The following is a 17,536-nucleotide window of genomic DNA, read 5'->3' on the forward strand; positions in this document are numbered from 1 at the left end:
CCCGGGGCCATCAGTTTCAGGCCAATATACTCCCCGGGATTGTGGCTGGCGGTGAGCATCACCGCGGCGCAGTCCGGGTTTTTCATATGGCTGAAATAAAATTGACAGGTGGAAATGGGGAGAGGGTTCACCAGAACATCGATGCCCAGGTCGGGCAACAGCTCCAGGGCGGCTTCCATAAGGGGCGGGGCGGCTATCCTTCCATCCCTGCCCAACATAATCCGCCTGGTCCCCAGCACCTCCAGCGAATAGCGCCCGATGGCCGCCATCAGCCTCCGTATAAGCTCGGAAGTCAGCCGTGAACTCTTGGTTCGTATGTCATAGGCCTTGAACATCCCCAGGTTCAATTCCTGCTTCAGAGCCTCGGGCAGGCCGGTCGTCAATTCGGCGTAGGTCATAGGATTCCCCGGCCGGCCGCGGCTTTTTGTACGATTCGGGTATTGCCCGCCAGATCCTCCACCGCCTCCACAATCAGGTTCGCCCGCGAAGCGGCGACGATCTTCAAGACCTCTTCCAGGGGAAACCCCTGCTCTTTCAAACTGGAATGGTCGTCCCTATAACGTCCGGGCTCCGAGGAGTTCGCATGGAGATGACAGCTGGCGACCTTGCCGCTTCCGATAATCGTCTTCAAACCCTCTAAATAATCGAAACCGAAGGCAAAGGAAGTGATATAGAGATGCCCGACATCCAGGCAGAGCCATAGATCAGGGTCCAAAGCCGCCAGTTCCAGCATCTCCTCGGGGCTGTGGAACAAATATCCCACCCTCGGATTGAGGTTCTCCACCGCCAGCCTTACCCCGGCGCGGGCATAGCGCCGCGCCAGAGCGACCAGTCGCTCCTTGGCCCTTTCGGCATAGGGAATGTACCCAGGACTCGCGCGGTACTCCGGCCCGCAGATAGCCCCATCCGCATGCCGAACATCATTAAGAAATTCCGGCCGGGAAAGTATGGGCTTTCGGGCCGCATAGGATGAGGGCATGGCCAGGTCGGTGACATAGCCCGCGTGGAGCACCACGATCCCCGCCCCAAAGCCCATGGCTGTCTCAAGAGTGGTCTCCATATCCGTCAGGCTTTGCGCCACAACCGAAGGATCGGCGCTGGCCAGATTGGGGAAAAACTCCGTGGAGGGGCAGCAGGCGTGGGCCGATACCACCCTGCCACGGATCAGTGGGGCCGCCTGGGCCAGAAACTCCGCGCTCATCTGGTACGAAAGCTCGAATCGGGCGTTCGGGCCTATTTCGTCGATATATCCTTCGATCGCTTCCAGGGATTTCATACCCACCAGGGAAACCCCGGTCACGGCCTCGCCCCGGCCGCCGCTTGCCCACCCATTCCTTGCCATTTCGGCTCCATGCTCTTCATGCTGCATTCCAAGGGCCCCTAGTCTAGGTCTTTTCATCATTATTGAATATAGCACCGCCGGGGAAAATTAGGCGAGCGATTGCCGAATCGCCGGCGGGCATAGTATCTTCGAGCCCATGTCTGAGCCCGATCAAACGCCCCCGCCCGCCGGCCCGAGCTCCCGCGAGGCCTGGAAGAAAAACACCGCGATATTCCTTTCCAGCCAAGCCCTCTCCCTCCTCGGGTCGGCACTGGTGCAATACGCCCTTCTCTGGCACATCACCCTCGAGACCAAATCCGGCCTCATGATGACCCTCTATATCATCTGTGGGTTTTTGCCGACCTTCTTCCTCTCCCCCTTCGCCGGCGTCTGGGCCGATCGCTATGATCGCAAGAAACTCATCATCCTCGCCGACGCCCTCATCGCCGCCGTCACCCTTCTCATGGCAGTCGTTTTCCTCTCGGGCAACCGCTCCTTCCCCCTCATGCTCATCGTCGCCGCCGTGCGCGCATTTGGCTCGGCGATCCAGCAGCCCGCCGTCGGCGCGATTCTCCCCCAGATGGTGCCCCAGGAATCCCTGACGAAGGTCCACGGGATAAACGGCAGCATCCAGTCAGCCCTCAGCTTCGCAGCGCCCCTCCTTTCGGGTCTTCTTTTCTCCTTCATGAAAATCGAAGCCATCTTCTTCATCGACGCGGCAACCGCCGCCCTGGCCATCGCGCTTCTCGGCGGCTTCTTGCGTATCGCTCCCCACGAAAAAGCCCTCCGGGCCAAAACGCCCGAAGGCCGGGCTGTTCCCTATTTCAAGGACATGATCGACGGTTTCCGCTACATCAAGGAGCACCGTTTTCTCGTCGGGTTTTTCATCTACGTCGGCACCTTCCTCATACTCGTCACCCCCGCCGCCCTGCTCACGCCCCTTCAGACGGCCCGGCGTTTCGGCGAGGAAGTCTGGCGGCTCACCGCCATTGAGATGGTCTTTTCGGTGGGGATGATGGCCGGCGGCTTGTTGATCGCGGCCTGGGGAGGGTTCAGGAACAGGATGCGAACCATGGTGGCCTCGAACATCCTCATGGCCCTCTGCACGATCGCCCTGGGCCTGACGGGCCGATTCTGGCTCTATCTTTTCATAATGGGCGTTTTCGGCGTTTCCATGCCCTATTACAACACCCCGTCCATGGTCATGATCCAGAGCCATGTCGAAGAATCCTATATGGGCAGGGTTTTCAGCGTAATGACAATGATCTCCTCGTCCCTGATGCCCCTGGGCATGCTGCTCTTCGGACCCCTGGCGGATAAAATCAGCATAGAGACCCTCCTCCTGGGCACCGGGTCCGCCATGCTCCTCACAGCCTTGACGGTGCTGGGAAAAAAGAAACTGATGTCCGCCGGCCTTCCCAAAGCCCCCGGAAGCGCCGCCCCCGGCCCCGACCATGGCCACGCCCCGTCGGTCTGAAAGGACACTCCCCACGCTCCCTCGGCCTAGATAATCACTCCTTCACCGCCCTCGTGGCGTAGAAGGTCGGCGTCAGGACCACGGACCAGTCGCCGTCCATCGCCCTCAGAAAAGTTTCATGGTCTATCGGCCTGCCCCATTTCCAGCCCGCCTCCACCCAGGAATCCACGAAACGGGCATTTATCGACGTGTACTCCTCATGCTTGCTTTTCATCGATCCCCCATGTCCTGAGCAAAAAATCGTTCACGGCGCCGAACTTGTCGATGATCGCGTGCCCCGTATCCTCGAGCAAACGCGCTTCCGCCCGGGGCAGCAGGACCGCAAGCCGCCCCACCGAGGTTTTCGTGTCCAAAAGCGCGTCCCTGTCCCCGCCGAAATACTGCAGCGGCATCGTCAGCGCCTTGAGCTCCTCGTCCGAAAACCTCGGCAGGCCCTCGTTCACCGGCCTGAAATGCCTGGACACCAGCGCCTGGTACTCGAGAATTTCCTTCGGCATTTCGACCTTGTGGTAGATCGCCTTATTGAGCATACGCTGCCCTCGCTTTCCCAGCAGCAGGAAGATCATTGCCTTAAAGATGAACCCGGGTTTCTCGGACCCAATCCCGCCCGCGCTTATCAGCGACAGGGCGCCCACCCGCTCGGGGTATCTCACCGCGAAATTCAGCGCGTACCAGCCGCCCAGGCTCATCCCCAGAAAGGCGACTCTATCCAGCCCCAGGGCATCCAGGGCGCCCCGCAACCAGAGCGCCGGCGACTCCGATCTCAAGGAGAGCCGCTCGGGGCTGCTCAAGCCCGGCTCCCCAGGAATATCCAGGCAATACACGCTGAATCGCTCAGCGAATAAAGGGATCACCCCAAGCCAGGAAGCCGAGTTGGAAACCGAACCATGGAGAAGTACCAGAGGAGGCTTAGCCACCCCGCTCTCTTCCACGACGAAGGTGCTCCCCATACCTGTTTCGATACTTCTTTTCAGGAGATTCGCGCCCAGGGGCGAGTCCAAATGCGCCCTATATGCCGCCTCGATCAGCATTCGCCCCTCTTCGGATTTGTAGACAGCCCGGTTCATGACGTTTCTCCCTGGCCGCCCGCCAGTCTGGAGAACATAAGCATGATCTCGCCGATGAAGGCCGGAGTCCCATACAGAACATATTTCGCTTTCCTCGTCTCGGGATAGTAAAACCAATCGAAGCGGGAGTTTCCCCAGGACGGGTCCTTGCAATTCAAGGTGGCCATCAGGGTATTGGAAAGCCGGGAAGCTTCCTCGGAGTTTTGCTCGTCGATCTCAATTACCGACGACACCCTCATGCGCGACCCAATGGTTCCGAAATCCACCGGTTCGACAACCCGGGCCGGGGCCGCCAATTCGGCATGCGAATACTCCTTGAGCGCCTCCCGGCTTATGCGCCATGAGCGGCCTATTTTTTGTGCCCTGATCTTTCCTTCATGGATAAAACGCAAGATCGTTTTCGGGTGCAGTTTAAGAATCCCCGCCAGATCTTCGATTGAATAAAACGGCGCGCTCATACCTTATTACTCCCTTATGCCCAGAATAATAAACATAATAAGAGCATAAAGTAGCAATGTCAAGTATCTTTAAGAGATATTAAGTAATTTTAAGGATATTATAGTAGTCCCATATCTTCCACTCCCCAGGACCGACGGTTATTCGATAAAAGCCCTGCGCGACATTTTGAACTCCTCTTGGCTATACTGGTATCGCTTTTCCTTGTATTCGAAGGTTTTATCGAACTCCTCCGCCTTATCGGCATCCACATTGTACACTTCGCTTTCCTGATATCGCCAAGCGGCGCTTCCCAAAACGCCCTTTTCCAGCTCCAGGGCGAGAAGGGAATAGGGGAACCGCCCATCCATCGAAGCAATATTGTAGTCCCTGGAACTCTTAAACCCGAACTTGCAGTAGTTTTTAGGATGCCCGTAGATGATCACCGCCTTATCTCTCCGGACCCTCGCCTCATCGATAGTCTTCCAGATCAACATCGATCCTATGCCCAGCCTCTGAAACTCAGGCAGTACGCTCACCGGCCCGAAGGTGATCGTGTCGACAAATCCCCCTTCATCATCGATAAGCTTCGAAGCCGTATACATGATGCTCCCCACCATCCGGTCATCCTTCAGCGCCACATAGCTCAACTCGGGAATAAAATCCTTGTGCTCTCTCATTACATGGGCAAGGTAATGCTCGGTACATCCCGGCACATAGAGGTTCCAAAAAGCTTCCCGGGTAATTTTTTCGACAAGGCGATAATCCGCTTTTGTTTCTTTTCGTAAAATAATCATTCCTCACCCCTGTTCTTGATCGAACCCCAAAAATGCCGCAAATACTCCAGCGGCATCAGATACAGCATCCTCGGACCAATCTTCCGCATCACTTCCCGTATCCGCTCACACTTTTCCGCCTCGTAGCAATGCACCGAACAGGCGCTGCAAAATGGCTTCTTGTCTCCAAAAGGGCAGCTATCCAAGCGTTCCGCCGTATACCGCAAAAGGCTCTCGCACTCTTTGCATAGCTCCGGTCCGTGATACAGCGCGCAATACTTTCGTACCATAAAACCGACAGTCTTCTTTTCCCTCTCTATGCGCACGCCGCTTCCCTTGTCCTTGTGCGAATCCATAGAGACAATAGGAATATTCTCCTTGCCCAGGGGCAGTGCGAAGGAATCGGCTTCGAATCTATTGCGAAATTTTTCAAGAACCAGCATAGGCACTCCCCTAAAACACCTCGTCCACGGTTCTTACCGGTATTCCCTTCGCCTCCAGCGCTCTTTCCATTCGGTCCATCTTCTCGGCGGCATCCGAATTCCAGCAACTGTGCCCATCTTTCAATAACGATGTCGAAAAGCCTTCTTCCCTGCCTCCCAGGCAGGTAGCCCTCACGCAACCGTGGCTTACCAAACCGCATACCATTATTTCATTTATCCCATGCCGCAATAATACTTCTTTCAGGTTCGTTTCCTGAAACGCGTTGCCGTGATTTTTTTTCAGGCAGGGATCGGTTTTCCTGATATCGAGACCATCATACAACATCCAGGGAATCGTATTTTCGATAAGCTGGCTACTCGTATGCTGTATTCCCACTATAAGATGACCCCGGCTCCGCACTTCTCGAATCGCCGCTTCGACGGTGGCTAGAAACCGTTCTTTCTCGAACAATGTCCGTTCGACCAAGCCATTTTGAATATCCACCACAAGCAAAGCCTTCATAAAGCCCCCTTCCCCCATTTATCAGTGTCCTATAATTCCTTTTCCAGAAAAACCGCGTCGTCGATCGGGTTCTCGACATATTGCCCGATCTCTTTGAAACCGAGCTTCTTATAGAGCGCTACCGCCGTACCCATCCGCTTCAGACTATCCAACCTCATGCGCGAGTACCCTTTATTCTTCGCTTCCCGGACAATCGCGTCCGCCAAACCCTTACCGATGCCCTGCCCCTTGTATTCGTCCTTTACGAAGAGCCGCTTCATCTCGCATATCCCTTCGCCGATCTTTTTCAAGCCCACGCAGCCAACCACCGCCTCCCCGTCCCTGGCGACTAAAAAGGCCCCCTCGGGTTCCCTGTACTTGTCAGGGAAGTGCTCCAACTCCTCCTCGATATGCTGAAAACACAGATCTATTTGTATCCAGTCCAGGTATTTTCGTATCAGCCCCTTGGCCCCTTCGACGGTCGCATCGCTCAATTTTTCTATTTTAATATTCTCCGGCATTCGCATCATTTTATCCCAAACACCACATCGACCCGCTTCGTCGCCGCAAGAAGCCCCGGGGAAAGCGCTATTCCTCCCCCCGTATCCTTGGCCATAAGCTGGGTCTCAAAACCTCGCCCATAGACGGCTCCCGAAGAATCCCCCATCGATGCAACCGACAGCACCGCCCCAAGCCCTATCTTCATCCGCTCGGCAATCTTCAGGGCGGCCTGCTTCGCGTCGTCCAGGGCCAGCATATCTGCCTGGGATGCATACTCCGAATACCGCGAATGGCTGAACGCCATACCGTGCAACGTAGTAATTTCCAAGTCCAGCAGCTCTTTGGAAAACTCTTCGAACCGGGGCAAATCCCCGTAGGAGACCGCCGTGCTCTGGGTCGAAGCGTAACCTAAAAATTTAGGCTCGCCATTGCCATATTGGTTGGCATATTCCTTTCCGGAATTTACATAGCCCGTCACGATATCCTTCTCGTCTATCCCGTATTTCTTGCATACCTCCACCACCCGCAAAGTCGAATTTTTCGTGAGCGTCGTCGCCTCCTTTAGTGTCGGGCTCAAGTTCCTCACGGTAATTGTAAAAGACACCGTATCGGGAACGAAGGTCACCCTTCCTTCCCCGGAAACGCTTATCGTTCTACGTTCCCCCTGGCAAGAACTCAACAGGGCCAAAAAAACGATAAAAGCCCAATATTTCAGCTTCCTCGGTCGCGGAAGATTTACCTTACCATGCTCGATCTGCTCTTTCATCTTCGTATTCCCCCTTTATCCGACTTCTCCCTTTATCCGACCCATTCATAACGCCCGGGCGCCCATGCGAATATTCTTAGCGGAAAAACAGTACTTTTTGCCTACTCCCCTTTTCCCGTCGAATCTGCCTTTTTAATGATCTTTATCTTCTCAGTACAAGCTCGATACCTCTATTTTTCGCCTTCTCGCAAAACAAGCCCTTGACGATTCCCGATTCAGGCTTCCGATGTTTTTCTTTTTCTTTCACGATTGCAATGATTTGCCCAATATCCTCGATCGGCAAGAGGTTAATCGCCAGACAAAAAAAACCTTTAGACCTTCCGTCGTTGTATTCCTTTAAGAAATAGTCCAAATACTCCTTTTTCTTCCCAAGATCCGATACGTAAGGTTTCAGGTTCGCCCTGGCTTTATCGTTATCGGCCAAGACATTGCGATAGGATATAAACGAATCCCTGCCTCCCATTCGCGAAAATCTATCGCAGGGGTATTTGTCGCAGGCGAAACAGTACTCAATAGCCCCGTTCTTTTTACTACAGTTTATTATGGCGCAGGACGGGTGTTTTAGGTAGAAGTCCGGCCCTCCGCACCCTGGGCAGCGCGAAATTCCGTCGGTGTTGTATCTCGGGCACAATACGCAGTTTAAGCCGCACAGAGAGAAGCCTGGCGTCGTTCTTTCATATACCTGCATGCGCGTTACCACCCTAAAAAAACAAGGACCAAAGCTTTTCGTTTCGATTTTTCTGATCCGATACCACGAGTTCCCGGATTCCCTCGGGCAGAATGGATCTTTGCCATTCGATCTCCCTTTCGGCTCCGCTCTTGCCTTTGTACGATATCATTGTTTCTTAGTATATCCTTTTTGGATAATGATCAACTCCGCAGGATTTTCTCCATTGTCTTCCCTTTGGCCAGCTCATCGATCAACTTGTCGAGATAACGTATATTTCGTTCCACCTCGTCCTCTATTTCCTCTACCCGGTATCCGCAAATGACGCCGGTGATCTTAGCCGCACTAGGATTCACATTCGGAGCTTCGGTGAAAAATGTTTCAAGGTCGCTATGGACATCCATATGCCTTTGCAATGATTCCTTATCGTATCCTGTAAGCCAGAAGATAATTCTATCTACCTCCTCCCGAGTCCTGCCTTTTTTTTCCGCCTTTTGTACATACAAAGGATAAACAGTTTCTAAAGTAATTGAATACATGCGTTTCTTTCTGTTTATTGCTTTCCGTTCCATTTCCTATTCTCCATCGATTCCGCCATTGCGCTAAATTCTCTTTTTATCAAAAGCATCTTTTATTTCTTTTATATTGAATTTCTTCATGTCCATATACTTTTCCGTCACGCTTTTCCGCTGCTCGGGTGTTCCGTTTATCAGCATCCTGCTCAAATCCGCGGAGACGACCTGCCAGGATAACCCATATTTATCTTGAAGCCACCCGCATTGTTCGGCTTCGGGAACATATGACAGCTTTCCCCAATAATAATCAATCTCTTCTTGGGTATCGCATTCTATTACGAGAGAAACGGGATGCCAGGGACGCGTTTTATCCTCGCTTATTCTTTTGCCATTCCTTCTTTTATCTTTTTCCATTCGTCTTCTTCGCCCATGGCATACAATGTCATCGCATTTCCTTTTATCCAAAATTGGATACTATGCTCGTCGCTGTACCTCGCTCCAGAAGCCGCTATTACCTGGGGCAAGGTATGTTCTTCCCCATCCGGCATCTTGATCTTGACAAAATTAAGACTGTCATCTGTCAAGCTAAAGTAACGCGCCTCTATTCGGCTCTGGTCTAAACAAATATATTCGGCTTCATAAACAACTTTTATCCCCAATTCTTCCTTATTTCCATTCTTGCAACCACCCAACAACAGTATTAAGAGTATCCCTGCGATCGCCACACAATTCTTTCCGGCCATTTCGTCCACACCTTTGCGCATTCTCATTGACTACCCCGATATAAAGCCATACACAATTATTTTGTGCTTCCCTGATTAAGGTTTTGATTCATACATACTTGCTTGGGACATATAAAGCCTATTGTAATAGTCATTAGTAACGATCAGCTCATTATGGCTCCCGTCGCCCACCACTTCGCCATCCTTAAGTACGATGATTCTTGATGCCTCTTTGACGCTTCCCAGCCTATGGGTCACGCAGAGCGTGATGCCCTCATTACGGGAAAAAACCAGTTCGAAGATACGTGATTCCTCAATGGGATCTATAGATGCGGTTGGCTCGTCAACAAGAAGCACCTCATGGGGTTTTGCCAGACCACGCAAAATCGCGAGCCTTTGCCACTGACCTCCCGATAGCTCCACGCCGCCCAGCGTCGTTCCCAGGAGCGAACTCATTCCATCAGGCAGTTTTTCCAATTCGCTTTCAGGGAATACTCCGGGAAACTCGTTCATAATATCATCATTTCCCGAGCCATCTGAAAATATGTTTTCCCGTACCGTCAAGTCATACTTCATAAAGTCCTGGAAAATGCCGGAAAACTTACACCGGTATGAGGCGATATCGTATTCAAGTATAGCATTGTCGTTAAGATAAATGGAACCCTCGGAAGGATCGTAGAGCCGCAATAGCAATTTTATGATCGTGGATTTTCCTGCGCCATTTTCTCCCACTAACGCCACTCTCTCGCCCGCTTTAAGCGAAAAAGAGATATTTCTCAATGCCTGTTTTTCCGATGGGTAAGTGAAAGAAACATTTTCGAAACGTATTGCCTCGACACATTCCACAAGCATCCGCCTTGAACGCGATATGTCAATCGTGTCTTCCATGGCTAAAAAATTAAAAAACTTTGAAAAATAGTTATAAGAGCCTTCAAAATATGCCCAGACCAACGCGATCATAAGAAGATTGTTGGAAAATTGAAAAAGCGATTGTAAGTACATCGCGAAAGAACCAATTGTTACTGTCCCGTCCCTTGTTTTACCCAGCATGAAGATAAATATGGAACCAATAGCGATAATTCTGATACTTGTTCCCAGTATATCTCCGTTGCGTATTTTCCTTTGGAACCGAACATTTGATATTTCCATATCTGAAAACAATTCCAACAATTTGTGTTTAAACAATTTATTGAAAGAAAATAGCTTAAACTCTTTCACCGCCGCAGGAGACAATAGAGTATTTCTATAGTACCGGGCTTTACGTGATAAAGCTTCGAGAGCTTCTTCCTGATGCGATTTTTCCAATGACCTTTTCTGCGCTATTATCATACTTGGCACAATCGATACTGTCAGCACTATCGATATCCAGTACTCAAAGCTGGCGAACAAGGCGAAAATGGATATAAACCCTGTGCAGTACTTTACGCCATCGTTTATCTGATAGAGGAACGGCCCGACCGATCGATCGGTAAAACTAAGCCAATCGTTTATATCCAGAAATTGCTTATCCTCAAAGTGCGCTATTCCTTGAATACTGATACATTTCCCCACGATCGACATGCTCAGCTCTTTCGAACATCGTTCTCTCGTCACTTCGAGCAGATAGGTAGTAATAGATGGAATTGTATATTGAACAATCATAATGAGTATCCAGACAACTGCCAGACTTGCGGAGGACAGGCCAGTTTCTGCATACGTCTCATTTGCGGTAAATACATCCACAAACTTTTTCAGCACAACGAGGGCGGAAACAGGCAAAAGGCCCTCGATTAATGAGACTGCGGTCACAATAAACATTTCTATGGGCGTTTTTGTCCAGACATATTTCAGCGCACGGCCTAAGGTTTTAAGCTTAGCTTTCATTATGTCTCCATTATGCTACTCGGTTCTCCCGCTTAATCAACGGCCGCGGAAACCCTTGCTCGCCCTATTCTATTTTCAATATCCTTTATTACCCTATACGACTCATGCAAGAATGATTCTTCCTCTATTCCCTTATCTTTTGGCAACACCTCGAGGTTCAATATTCCGTTGTATGCTTTGGGAAACTTTAGCACAAAATCTTCCCAGTCGACTTTCCCTTGGTAGGGCGGCCAATGATCATCCGATTTCCCGTCATTATCCGATATATGAAAACATAAGATCCTATTGTGATATTTTTCCATTATCTTGAACTTGGGATCCCCATAGAGGTTGTCATGGGACGTATCAAAACAAAGTCCGAGTGTCTTATCTTTTATTGTGTCAAAGACAGTCTCAAGCACTTTATTCTGTTTTGTATTTTCCGCCGCTATGGATACATTCTTATCGTTAGCATACTTTACGATTCTCCGAAGGGCTTCCAGCCCATGCTTGTTCGCCTCTTTTACCCTGAAGCCCTTGGTCAAATGTATGACCAGTATAGGAATTAAGTGCCTGAAACAATAATCGATATGTTTCTCAAGCTCTCTCTCCATATCGTGTGTCTTATAGCGATCCCATAATGTATTTATTCTAGAGTAAGGCGCGTGAGCATACTCAAGAACGAGACCATTATCCCTGATTATATGCGGAATAGTTTCGGGATCGATTTCCCATTGCCCATCATCATCAATCCACATAGACGTTGATTCAAATCCGGCTTTCTTAATAGCCTTGATCCTATGCTCAAAGTCCCGGGGTATTCCGTACCAGTTGAATATTCCCACCATCCGATGTCTAACTTCCCCTCGCGCGCGAAGCGCGTCGGCCTACCAGTTCCGCTCCCCGCCAAGTATAGGCAGGCGCTGTTTTCATATTAAATTTCCCATGCACTCTTATATTATGATGTTCCGATTATCACCTTAATTGGTTTACACCTGCCGCCATTGCAACTACTTTCACTTACGCTACAAGAAGCGATAAATACATTCACGTCCATTAAAGCTTTCAGCACTATATAATCATTTGCCTTTGATAATGGGGCCAATACCTCGAACGATCCGTCTGCCTTGAACTTTGTATTCATAAAAATGTTAAATGGATGCACTTCCAGAAGCAATGGAATTCCTTCTTCGTTTGCCTTGTCGGTAATGTTTTCATAGCAACTCGGGTGATCTTTCCCGTTTTTATAAAAATACTCATACATTTCCTTTCTGCAACATGGATGTATTAAATCGTGAGTTCCGACGGTATCTTCAATGATCTGAAACATTTTATTGTAATGGTTGGTATACAGACATTGATCCCTTTTTATCGCTAAAGATTCATTACAATCGATGGTAACGCCGGTGGATAAAATCTCGTTTTTGTTTTTGACGCCAGCTGCAAAAAAATCAACAACCTGCTTCCCTTCAATATCGACTATTGTTATAGTCGCACCTTTCGCCGCCCGTATTTTTATGCCGTTTTTTGCGGGCACTATATATTCTCTGTTCATTCGCATTCCCTGCCTTTCCTTCTTCATACTAACTCATTAATTTTCGAAGACGAGTTATGCGACTATTTCTTCTTCCATCTTGAGCGCCCGGTCGCCAGCACCTCGGCATCGCTCTTCCGTATCACATTATGCATAAGTTCTCCTTCATTAACCTTCTTGACTCTCACTTCGATTTGATCCTCAAATCTTGCCTCCTGCAAAAATGCCCCCTCCACCGATTCCAATTCATTCCCAGAGTAGTACTCAAGCGGCACGGCCTCCAGCACTCATTCCAAATACCTCACATTATGCACATGCTTATTGCTATCTATGTCAGTCCTTCTGATATTGAATGTTTCCGATACCGATTCGCCCGATATTTCCAACGGTCTCTTTAGTAATGATGCTTCAATAGCCTTCTGTTGGCTATATTCCCATTTTTCCTTGAATACTTCTGGTATTGGTACTGGCCGCCTGTTAGTAACATCGATATACGCCCATACTGTCGTAGCCTTAACGCACTTTTCTTTTCTTGCGTTTAGTACGATGAATTCCTTAAAGCCCTGGAATATTGTCCATTTCGATATCCATGTCGCTATCGTTATGGAATCGGCATAGCTCGGATATCGGAGAAACTGGATTGAACCGCCTCGCAATACCCACCCATACCCTTCTTGAAGAAGCGTAAAGACGTTTCTATTGATCGCGTAACAGTTTTCTATAGCCGCTTCCTCAAGAAGCTGTATGGCAGATAGTACTTTCAGGCGACCAGAGCTATCTACCTGGTTATAACCAACTTTCGCATTCATTGAAAAAGTGTTAAAATTCATTTCCGATCTTCCTTTGTTGCAAATTATTGAAGCAAAGACTAGGTGAGTCTAAATATGATATCCAAGAATTCTATGTGCTTGTTTAGCTGCTTTAAACATCCCCATTATCCTGAACAAGACCCTATCCCGTCTCCTTAGATTCGCAATATCATCTGAATCGGTAAAGTACCATTCGCAGATCATTTTATTATTATCGTTCCATTTCTCAATTTCCAATGGATTGTCTATACCCCACTTGATTCTTGCGCCAGTTTTTTTTATAGAAGGATGACTATTCGCTCCTTTTGCGGTTAATTTTCCATATGCGTCAAAAAAGATATCACTATCATTAAAATTGACTTTTATTAGCCCGAAGAGTTCTTTTATTTCTTTTTCATCTAGATACATGAACAGCCCTTCGGCAATAACGCAAGCCGGGCCTTTCTTTGAAATTTTCTCTACCCAGCTTTTATCTGTGACAGAAGAACCTATCATGTGGTAATTATTGTTTTCGTTATAAAAATGCTTACGCAACTCAATTACATCTGGAAAATCTATATCATACCATATAGCGTTTTTCGAATCGATCCTGAAATACCTGCTGTCAAACCCACAGCCAAGATGAATAACAATTGGGTTATCGTGGTTTTTTATGTACTCATTAGCATAATAATCAAGTTGTTTTGCCCTCATGGCCAAAGTAATTAAGGTTTGCCTTGGTATTTTCAAGTCGGCGAAATTATACTCAATCCTACCAAGGATCTCTTCTGCCTTTTTATCAATAATGATGGGAAACCTATTGCTCATTTCGTGTGCCTTGCTGAAAAGTGGAACTAAAAGTGTTTCCATTTCATTCTCAAGAAAGATCTTTTCTTTTTGCATAACCATTCTCCCTTCGATAGACACAATAAAGGCGCCGAAAGCATCAAACTAACACTTGGCTAATCCATTTTGCCAATGTTTTTGGTATTCAACTCTATAATTTTTTCCCAATGTAAAAAACATATCCATAATATTGTTTGTATTTTTCATACAGCTCTGCTTCATATTCCATATTCTCAACTAAAGCCTCTGCCGCCTTGTTCCCAGCGTTATCTTTCATAAATTCTTTTTGCATTGCTTTTTGAGGACTGAAATAGGTATCGATCCAACATGTTTCAGGCAACGCAAACGCAGCGACAAAACTATAACCAGATTTTTTCATTATGGAAATGTTGGTTTCAACCGTACTAATCGCTGGAACCGCATCAACCCAAAACTTTTCTATTTCGGCAGGCCGTTCATCCGTAAACCATGACTCATATGTTAATGCGATATATCCATCGTTTTTAAGAAATCCTTTCCAATAATCCAAGCCATTTTGAAAGCCTATATTGGCAATCGCCCCTTCAGACCATATAACATCAAATTGTTTACTACGAAACGGCAAATTGTCCATGGAACCAACAATACCCTTAACCCTGTTCCGTAAGCCGAGATTATTCATATTTTCATTAAATTTTTCAATAAATTTCGGGAAAATATCAAGCCCAGTAATGGTTCCCCTAGTATTTTGCGCAATAGTAATAGTTTGACCACCTGTTCCGCAAGCGAAGTCCGCGATCTCCGACTCATCTGAAAGATTGTCAATAAAACTCAATGCCAAAATGGTAGATTCACGGCTGCCAGGTCCTTGCCGCTCCAACCTTCCAAAATAGTCGCAAATTAAACTCGAATCGAAATCATGAATAAATGCAACTTCGCTTTCCATGTATTGTCCTCACGAGTGTTATCACTCCACATCACCATTTATATTCACATATGGAGTAAAAATATATCTTTTTGCTGCGGCTAACAATCCCGCATAATTAATTCCAATTTTTAATGATTTTTGTAGTATTCCACCGCTCCAGTCCATTCATTACGGATACCATACACCCGCTTATTGACCCTATTATTGTATATTCGTCCAGGGCCCTCAACTACTGTTTTAAACATAAATTCATTCTCAGAATCTATTTATACTGAACAGGCATACCGTCTTTTTATCGTTTTCTCTTGATTAAAAAATGGACGTTTAACCCTATACGTACCGTTTGTTTTTACTCATTCAAGCTGCTCTTTATAAACAATCATCTACAAATACTAGAGTATTCCAATGCATTTCAAATAAATTGTTGCTTGCGTAATACTATTTGTCGATGTCTTCCTAAGAATATGTTGCCTATGGTTATTCACGGTGCTCGTACTAATACAAAGCTTATCTGCTATTTCTTTGCTATCAAAACCTTGCGCGATTAACCCCAATATCTCTTTTTCCCTTTTTGTTATTATATAGTTCTTTATCCCAGATTCTTCATTAAACAAATGAACTCTATTAGTTTTTATATTTAACAAAAACCTGCGAGGACTTTCATCTTTTGGATACAATGATATAACATCTGAAAGAATCAACAATAGCCATGAACTGAAATATTGATCAAGTTCTAGTATTGCTAATTGATGCAAGAAACGTACATAAAGGCCACGATTGTTACGTACTCGATAATCATATACAAGCTTAAAATCTTTTTTTTCGATTCCTCCTATTGAGTTCAAAAAGTGATACATTTTGATTTCTGAATCATAGAGATATGGCAGATCATCAGAATGTACTTTTTCATGATAGCGGCAAATACTATCTATATCGATTGAATCTTTACTTGTGTACCCCAACAACTCAATATGCTTGTCAACCTTCAGCAAAAATTTCTTCTTATGTAAATCGTACACTGAAATTGCTTTATTCTCTACAGTAGCAAGGCTTTTAAAACTTTCCAGCTTGTCTTTAATTTTCTCATAATCGCTTTCTTTAACTATACATACATGAGATTCGACAAGTCTGTCATACTCATCTTTCAGATTTTTTATGGTTTTCAACATAAAATAGTTATTTCTCACTATTTATTTATTTTATATGCTTATATATCGTGTTCATCGGTTTTACCATATGAAACATATAGATAGATACATCTATACCCGATTCCCTGCCTCGAGCCCGTGTACGTGCAAGATTTGTATCAGCTTCTGTAAGCGTCCGGGGTGGTGGCTTGTATCTGAGGCTCGTGACGCCATCGTCCACGGATATGCAAATAGAATGATGCTTGAGCTTTCTCCTAATCATTCTTTTGGCGTGCTGTCACCAGCTTTTAAAGGGAATGAAGGTTATTTGGCCTTACTGGAATATTCAGATAATTATTGCACATTTCTGGAAAATGATAGGTGCACAATATTTGGAAAGACATTCCAGCCAATAGAATGCCGTTTTTGCCATCATGATAGAATTGGATTGGGGAAAAAATGTCATTACGCTATTGAAAAAGATTGGAATAGCAGCAAGGGGAAACGCCTTGTTAATGATTGGCTATTTTTACGCAACTTAAACTCATTTCATCCATTTTAACGAGGCATCTCTTAGCTTCTTGCTCTTTTCAATGTTCTCTATCGTTTTTTCAATTGTCAACCCAGCCATTTTATCGACTTCAATTTTACTGATGTATTTGATAAACTCCTCAACGATTTCTTTTCTGTATGATCGCAAAGGGTAGCTTTCTTTCTTAATAAACGAGGCATAATACTTCTTATAGGCATCTAGCCCTATGCGGTCCAATAACCATGACGTAAACGCCCCTGCCACAGGATATGTATACCGATCGTCTTGTTCAAAAAATCTATCGTTCTCATAGTAAGTTTCAATATTGGCCAATAAACCTTTTTCCATTATGATCTTTGCCCAATACTCATTCTTAATACGCCACCATTCTTTATCAAAGGACATAGCTATGCCTTCCTTGACGAAACATGAGGTAATGTTGCCGAATTGTTCATTCATAAGAATATGCACATCCTCATGATAGCCGACACATTGAATGCTTTCATTATATGTCGCGAATATCATATCAGGACACAATGTATACCCATTTACCGATTCATAAGGATCATTATCGTCATACTCCTCCGGGTGCAAAACTCTATATTGCCTTCCGCATTCGAGGGGCGACGAGAAAAGATAGTACTTTATTGTTAAGTTGCTTTTAAAGTTAAAAGCACGAAGAACCTCTTCAAAGCATTTTTCCTGTAATGCAATTATCGATGCTATTTCTCTCTCCGCAAATGAATCTCCAGGTACATTAAAGACATAATGGTCGCTTGTATATTCAAC

The 17,536-nt window shown here is 46.7% G+C and carries 25 protein-coding genes and 1 pseudogene; 2 read left to right on the forward strand and 24 right to left on the reverse strand.

Annotated elements, in window-relative coordinates; genetic code table 11:
- Together ACOBQJ_RS16525 and ACOBQJ_RS16530 are read right to left on the reverse strand one after the other, a co-directional pair.
- Positions 1-398 (reverse strand): annotated as a pseudogene (locus ACOBQJ_RS16525) (hypothetical protein); the annotation flags it as partial.
- Complete coding sequence (locus ACOBQJ_RS16530; RefSeq protein ID WP_421072883.1) at positions 395-1,369, reverse strand: TIM barrel protein; 975 nt, start codon at positions 1,367-1,369, stop codon at positions 395-397. The gene ACOBQJ_RS16530 and the pseudogene ACOBQJ_RS16525, both read right to left, overlap by 4 nt.
- A 109-nt stretch (positions 1,370-1,478) precedes the next feature.
- On the opposite strand from ACOBQJ_RS16530, the gene ACOBQJ_RS16535 reads away from it, so the two are divergent.
- Positions 1,479-2,798 (forward strand): MFS transporter, encoded by a 1,320-nt coding sequence (locus ACOBQJ_RS16535; RefSeq protein WP_421072884.1) that lies wholly within the window; start codon positions 1,479-1,481, stop codon positions 2,796-2,798.
- A 34-nt stretch (positions 2,799-2,832) separates the two neighbouring features.
- On the opposite strand, the gene ACOBQJ_RS16540 is transcribed toward ACOBQJ_RS16535, so the two are convergent.
- The 21 genes from ACOBQJ_RS16540 to ACOBQJ_RS16640 form a co-directional block, all read right to left on the reverse strand.
- Entirely contained in the window at positions 2,833-3,012 is a 180-nt protein-coding gene (locus ACOBQJ_RS16540) for a hypothetical protein (RefSeq protein ID WP_421072885.1), read from the reverse strand.
- On the reverse strand, positions 2,996-3,865 hold the full coding sequence (locus tag ACOBQJ_RS16545; protein WP_421072886.1) for an alpha/beta fold hydrolase: 870 nt from the start codon (positions 3,863-3,865) through the stop codon (positions 2,996-2,998). Before ACOBQJ_RS16545 ends, ACOBQJ_RS16540 begins: the two co-directional genes overlap by 17 nt.
- Positions 3,862-4,323, reverse strand: a complete 462-nt coding sequence (locus ACOBQJ_RS16550) for a helix-turn-helix domain-containing protein (RefSeq protein WP_421072887.1) — start codon at positions 4,321-4,323, stop codon at positions 3,862-3,864. Before ACOBQJ_RS16550 ends, ACOBQJ_RS16545 begins: the two co-directional genes overlap by 4 nt.
- Positions 4,324-4,461: 138 nt before the next feature.
- Positions 4,462-5,097, reverse strand: coding sequence for a GNAT family N-acetyltransferase (locus tag ACOBQJ_RS16555; protein ID WP_421072888.1), 636 nt, complete (start codon positions 5,095-5,097; stop codon positions 4,462-4,464).
- Positions 5,094-5,519, reverse strand: a complete 426-nt coding sequence (locus ACOBQJ_RS16560) for a nitrous oxide-stimulated promoter family protein (RefSeq protein WP_421072889.1) — start codon at positions 5,517-5,519, stop codon at positions 5,094-5,096. The genes ACOBQJ_RS16555 and ACOBQJ_RS16560 overlap by 4 nt, the downstream gene beginning before the upstream one ends.
- A 10-nt stretch (positions 5,520-5,529) precedes the next feature.
- Positions 5,530-6,039 carry a cysteine hydrolase family protein gene (locus tag ACOBQJ_RS16565; RefSeq protein ID WP_421072890.1) on the reverse strand — a complete coding sequence of 170 codons (510 nt, stop codon included), beginning with the start codon at positions 6,037-6,039 and terminating at the stop codon, positions 5,530-5,532.
- An 11-nt stretch (positions 6,040-6,050) separates the two neighbouring features.
- A complete protein-coding gene (locus ACOBQJ_RS16570) occupies positions 6,051-6,530 on the reverse strand; it encodes a GNAT family N-acetyltransferase (protein ID WP_421072891.1) in 480 nt (159 codons plus the stop codon).
- Positions 6,527-7,267, reverse strand: coding sequence for an SIMPL domain-containing protein (locus ACOBQJ_RS16575; RefSeq protein WP_421072892.1), 741 nt, complete (start codon positions 7,265-7,267; stop codon positions 6,527-6,529). Before ACOBQJ_RS16575 ends, ACOBQJ_RS16570 begins: the two co-directional genes overlap by 4 nt.
- Before the next feature lie 142 nt (positions 7,268-7,409).
- The gene (locus tag ACOBQJ_RS16580) at positions 7,410-7,955 is read right to left on the reverse strand and encodes a DUF3795 domain-containing protein (protein WP_421072893.1); all 546 of its coding nucleotides are present in this window, start codon (positions 7,953-7,955) and stop codon (positions 7,410-7,412) included.
- Between the two features lie 182 nt (positions 7,956-8,137).
- Positions 8,138-8,506, reverse strand: a complete 369-nt coding sequence (locus ACOBQJ_RS16585; protein WP_421072894.1) for a DUF2200 domain-containing protein — start codon at positions 8,504-8,506, stop codon at positions 8,138-8,140.
- 30 nt (positions 8,507-8,536) lie between these two features.
- The gene (locus ACOBQJ_RS16590) at positions 8,537-8,863 is read right to left on the reverse strand and encodes a VOC family protein (protein ID WP_421072895.1); all 327 of its coding nucleotides are present in this window, start codon (positions 8,861-8,863) and stop codon (positions 8,537-8,539) included.
- Positions 8,827-9,219, reverse strand: coding sequence for an MliC family protein (locus ACOBQJ_RS16595; RefSeq protein ID WP_421072896.1), 393 nt, complete (start codon positions 9,217-9,219; stop codon positions 8,827-8,829). The genes ACOBQJ_RS16590 and ACOBQJ_RS16595 overlap by 37 nt, the downstream gene beginning before the upstream one ends.
- 48 nt (positions 9,220-9,267) lie before the next feature.
- Complete coding sequence (locus ACOBQJ_RS16600) at positions 9,268-11,034, reverse strand: ABC transporter ATP-binding protein (RefSeq protein WP_421072897.1); 1,767 nt, start codon at positions 11,032-11,034, stop codon at positions 9,268-9,270.
- A gap of 32 nt (positions 11,035-11,066) precedes the next feature.
- Entirely contained in the window at positions 11,067-11,861 is a 795-nt protein-coding gene (locus ACOBQJ_RS16605) for a sugar phosphate isomerase/epimerase family protein (protein ID WP_421072898.1), read from the reverse strand.
- A gap of 110 nt (positions 11,862-11,971) precedes the next feature.
- Positions 11,972-12,595, reverse strand: a complete 624-nt coding sequence (locus tag ACOBQJ_RS16610; protein WP_421072899.1) for a DUF1989 domain-containing protein — start codon at positions 12,593-12,595, stop codon at positions 11,972-11,974.
- Between the two features lie 35 nt (positions 12,596-12,630).
- Positions 12,631-12,834: a hypothetical protein gene (locus ACOBQJ_RS16615; RefSeq protein ID WP_421072900.1), complete on the reverse strand. Its 204-nt coding sequence runs from the start codon at positions 12,832-12,834 to the stop codon at positions 12,631-12,633.
- Positions 12,835-13,377: an acyl-[acyl-carrier-protein] thioesterase gene (locus ACOBQJ_RS16620; RefSeq protein WP_421072901.1), complete on the reverse strand. Its 543-nt coding sequence runs from the start codon at positions 13,375-13,377 to the stop codon at positions 12,835-12,837. It lies immediately after the preceding gene.
- 48 nt (positions 13,378-13,425) lie between these two features.
- On the reverse strand, positions 13,426-14,238 hold the full coding sequence (locus tag ACOBQJ_RS16625; RefSeq protein WP_421072902.1) for a class I SAM-dependent methyltransferase: 813 nt from the start codon (positions 14,236-14,238) through the stop codon (positions 13,426-13,428).
- Between the two features lie 94 nt (positions 14,239-14,332).
- Positions 14,333-15,106 carry a class I SAM-dependent methyltransferase gene (locus ACOBQJ_RS16630; protein ID WP_421072903.1) on the reverse strand — a complete coding sequence of 258 codons (774 nt, stop codon included), beginning with the start codon at positions 15,104-15,106 and terminating at the stop codon, positions 14,333-14,335.
- A 21-nt stretch (positions 15,107-15,127) separates the two neighbouring features.
- Positions 15,128-15,253 (reverse strand): hypothetical protein, encoded by a 126-nt coding sequence (locus tag ACOBQJ_RS16635; protein ID WP_421072904.1) that lies wholly within the window; start codon positions 15,251-15,253, stop codon positions 15,128-15,130.
- 227 nt (positions 15,254-15,480) lie between these two features.
- A complete protein-coding gene (locus ACOBQJ_RS16640) occupies positions 15,481-16,275 on the reverse strand; it encodes a response regulator transcription factor (RefSeq protein WP_421072905.1) in 795 nt (264 codons plus the stop codon).
- A gap of 196 nt (positions 16,276-16,471) precedes the next feature.
- Between ACOBQJ_RS16640 and ACOBQJ_RS16645 the strand changes: the two genes are divergently transcribed.
- Positions 16,472-16,777 carry a hypothetical protein gene (locus tag ACOBQJ_RS16645; RefSeq protein WP_421072906.1) on the forward strand — a complete coding sequence of 102 codons (306 nt, stop codon included), beginning with the start codon at positions 16,472-16,474 and terminating at the stop codon, positions 16,775-16,777.
- On the opposite strand, the gene ACOBQJ_RS16650 is transcribed toward ACOBQJ_RS16645, so the two are convergent.
- Positions 16,760-17,536 (reverse strand): hypothetical protein (locus ACOBQJ_RS16650; protein ID WP_421072907.1); only part of this gene is annotated, 777 nt, incomplete at its 5' end. The two genes, ACOBQJ_RS16645 and ACOBQJ_RS16650, sit on opposite strands and share 18 nt — an antisense overlap.

The sequence above is a fragment of the Pelotomaculum propionicicum genome, from assembly GCF_048984525.1.
Lineage (GTDB): Bacteria > Bacillota > Desulfotomaculia > Desulfotomaculales > Pelotomaculaceae > Syntrophopropionicum > Syntrophopropionicum propionicicum_A.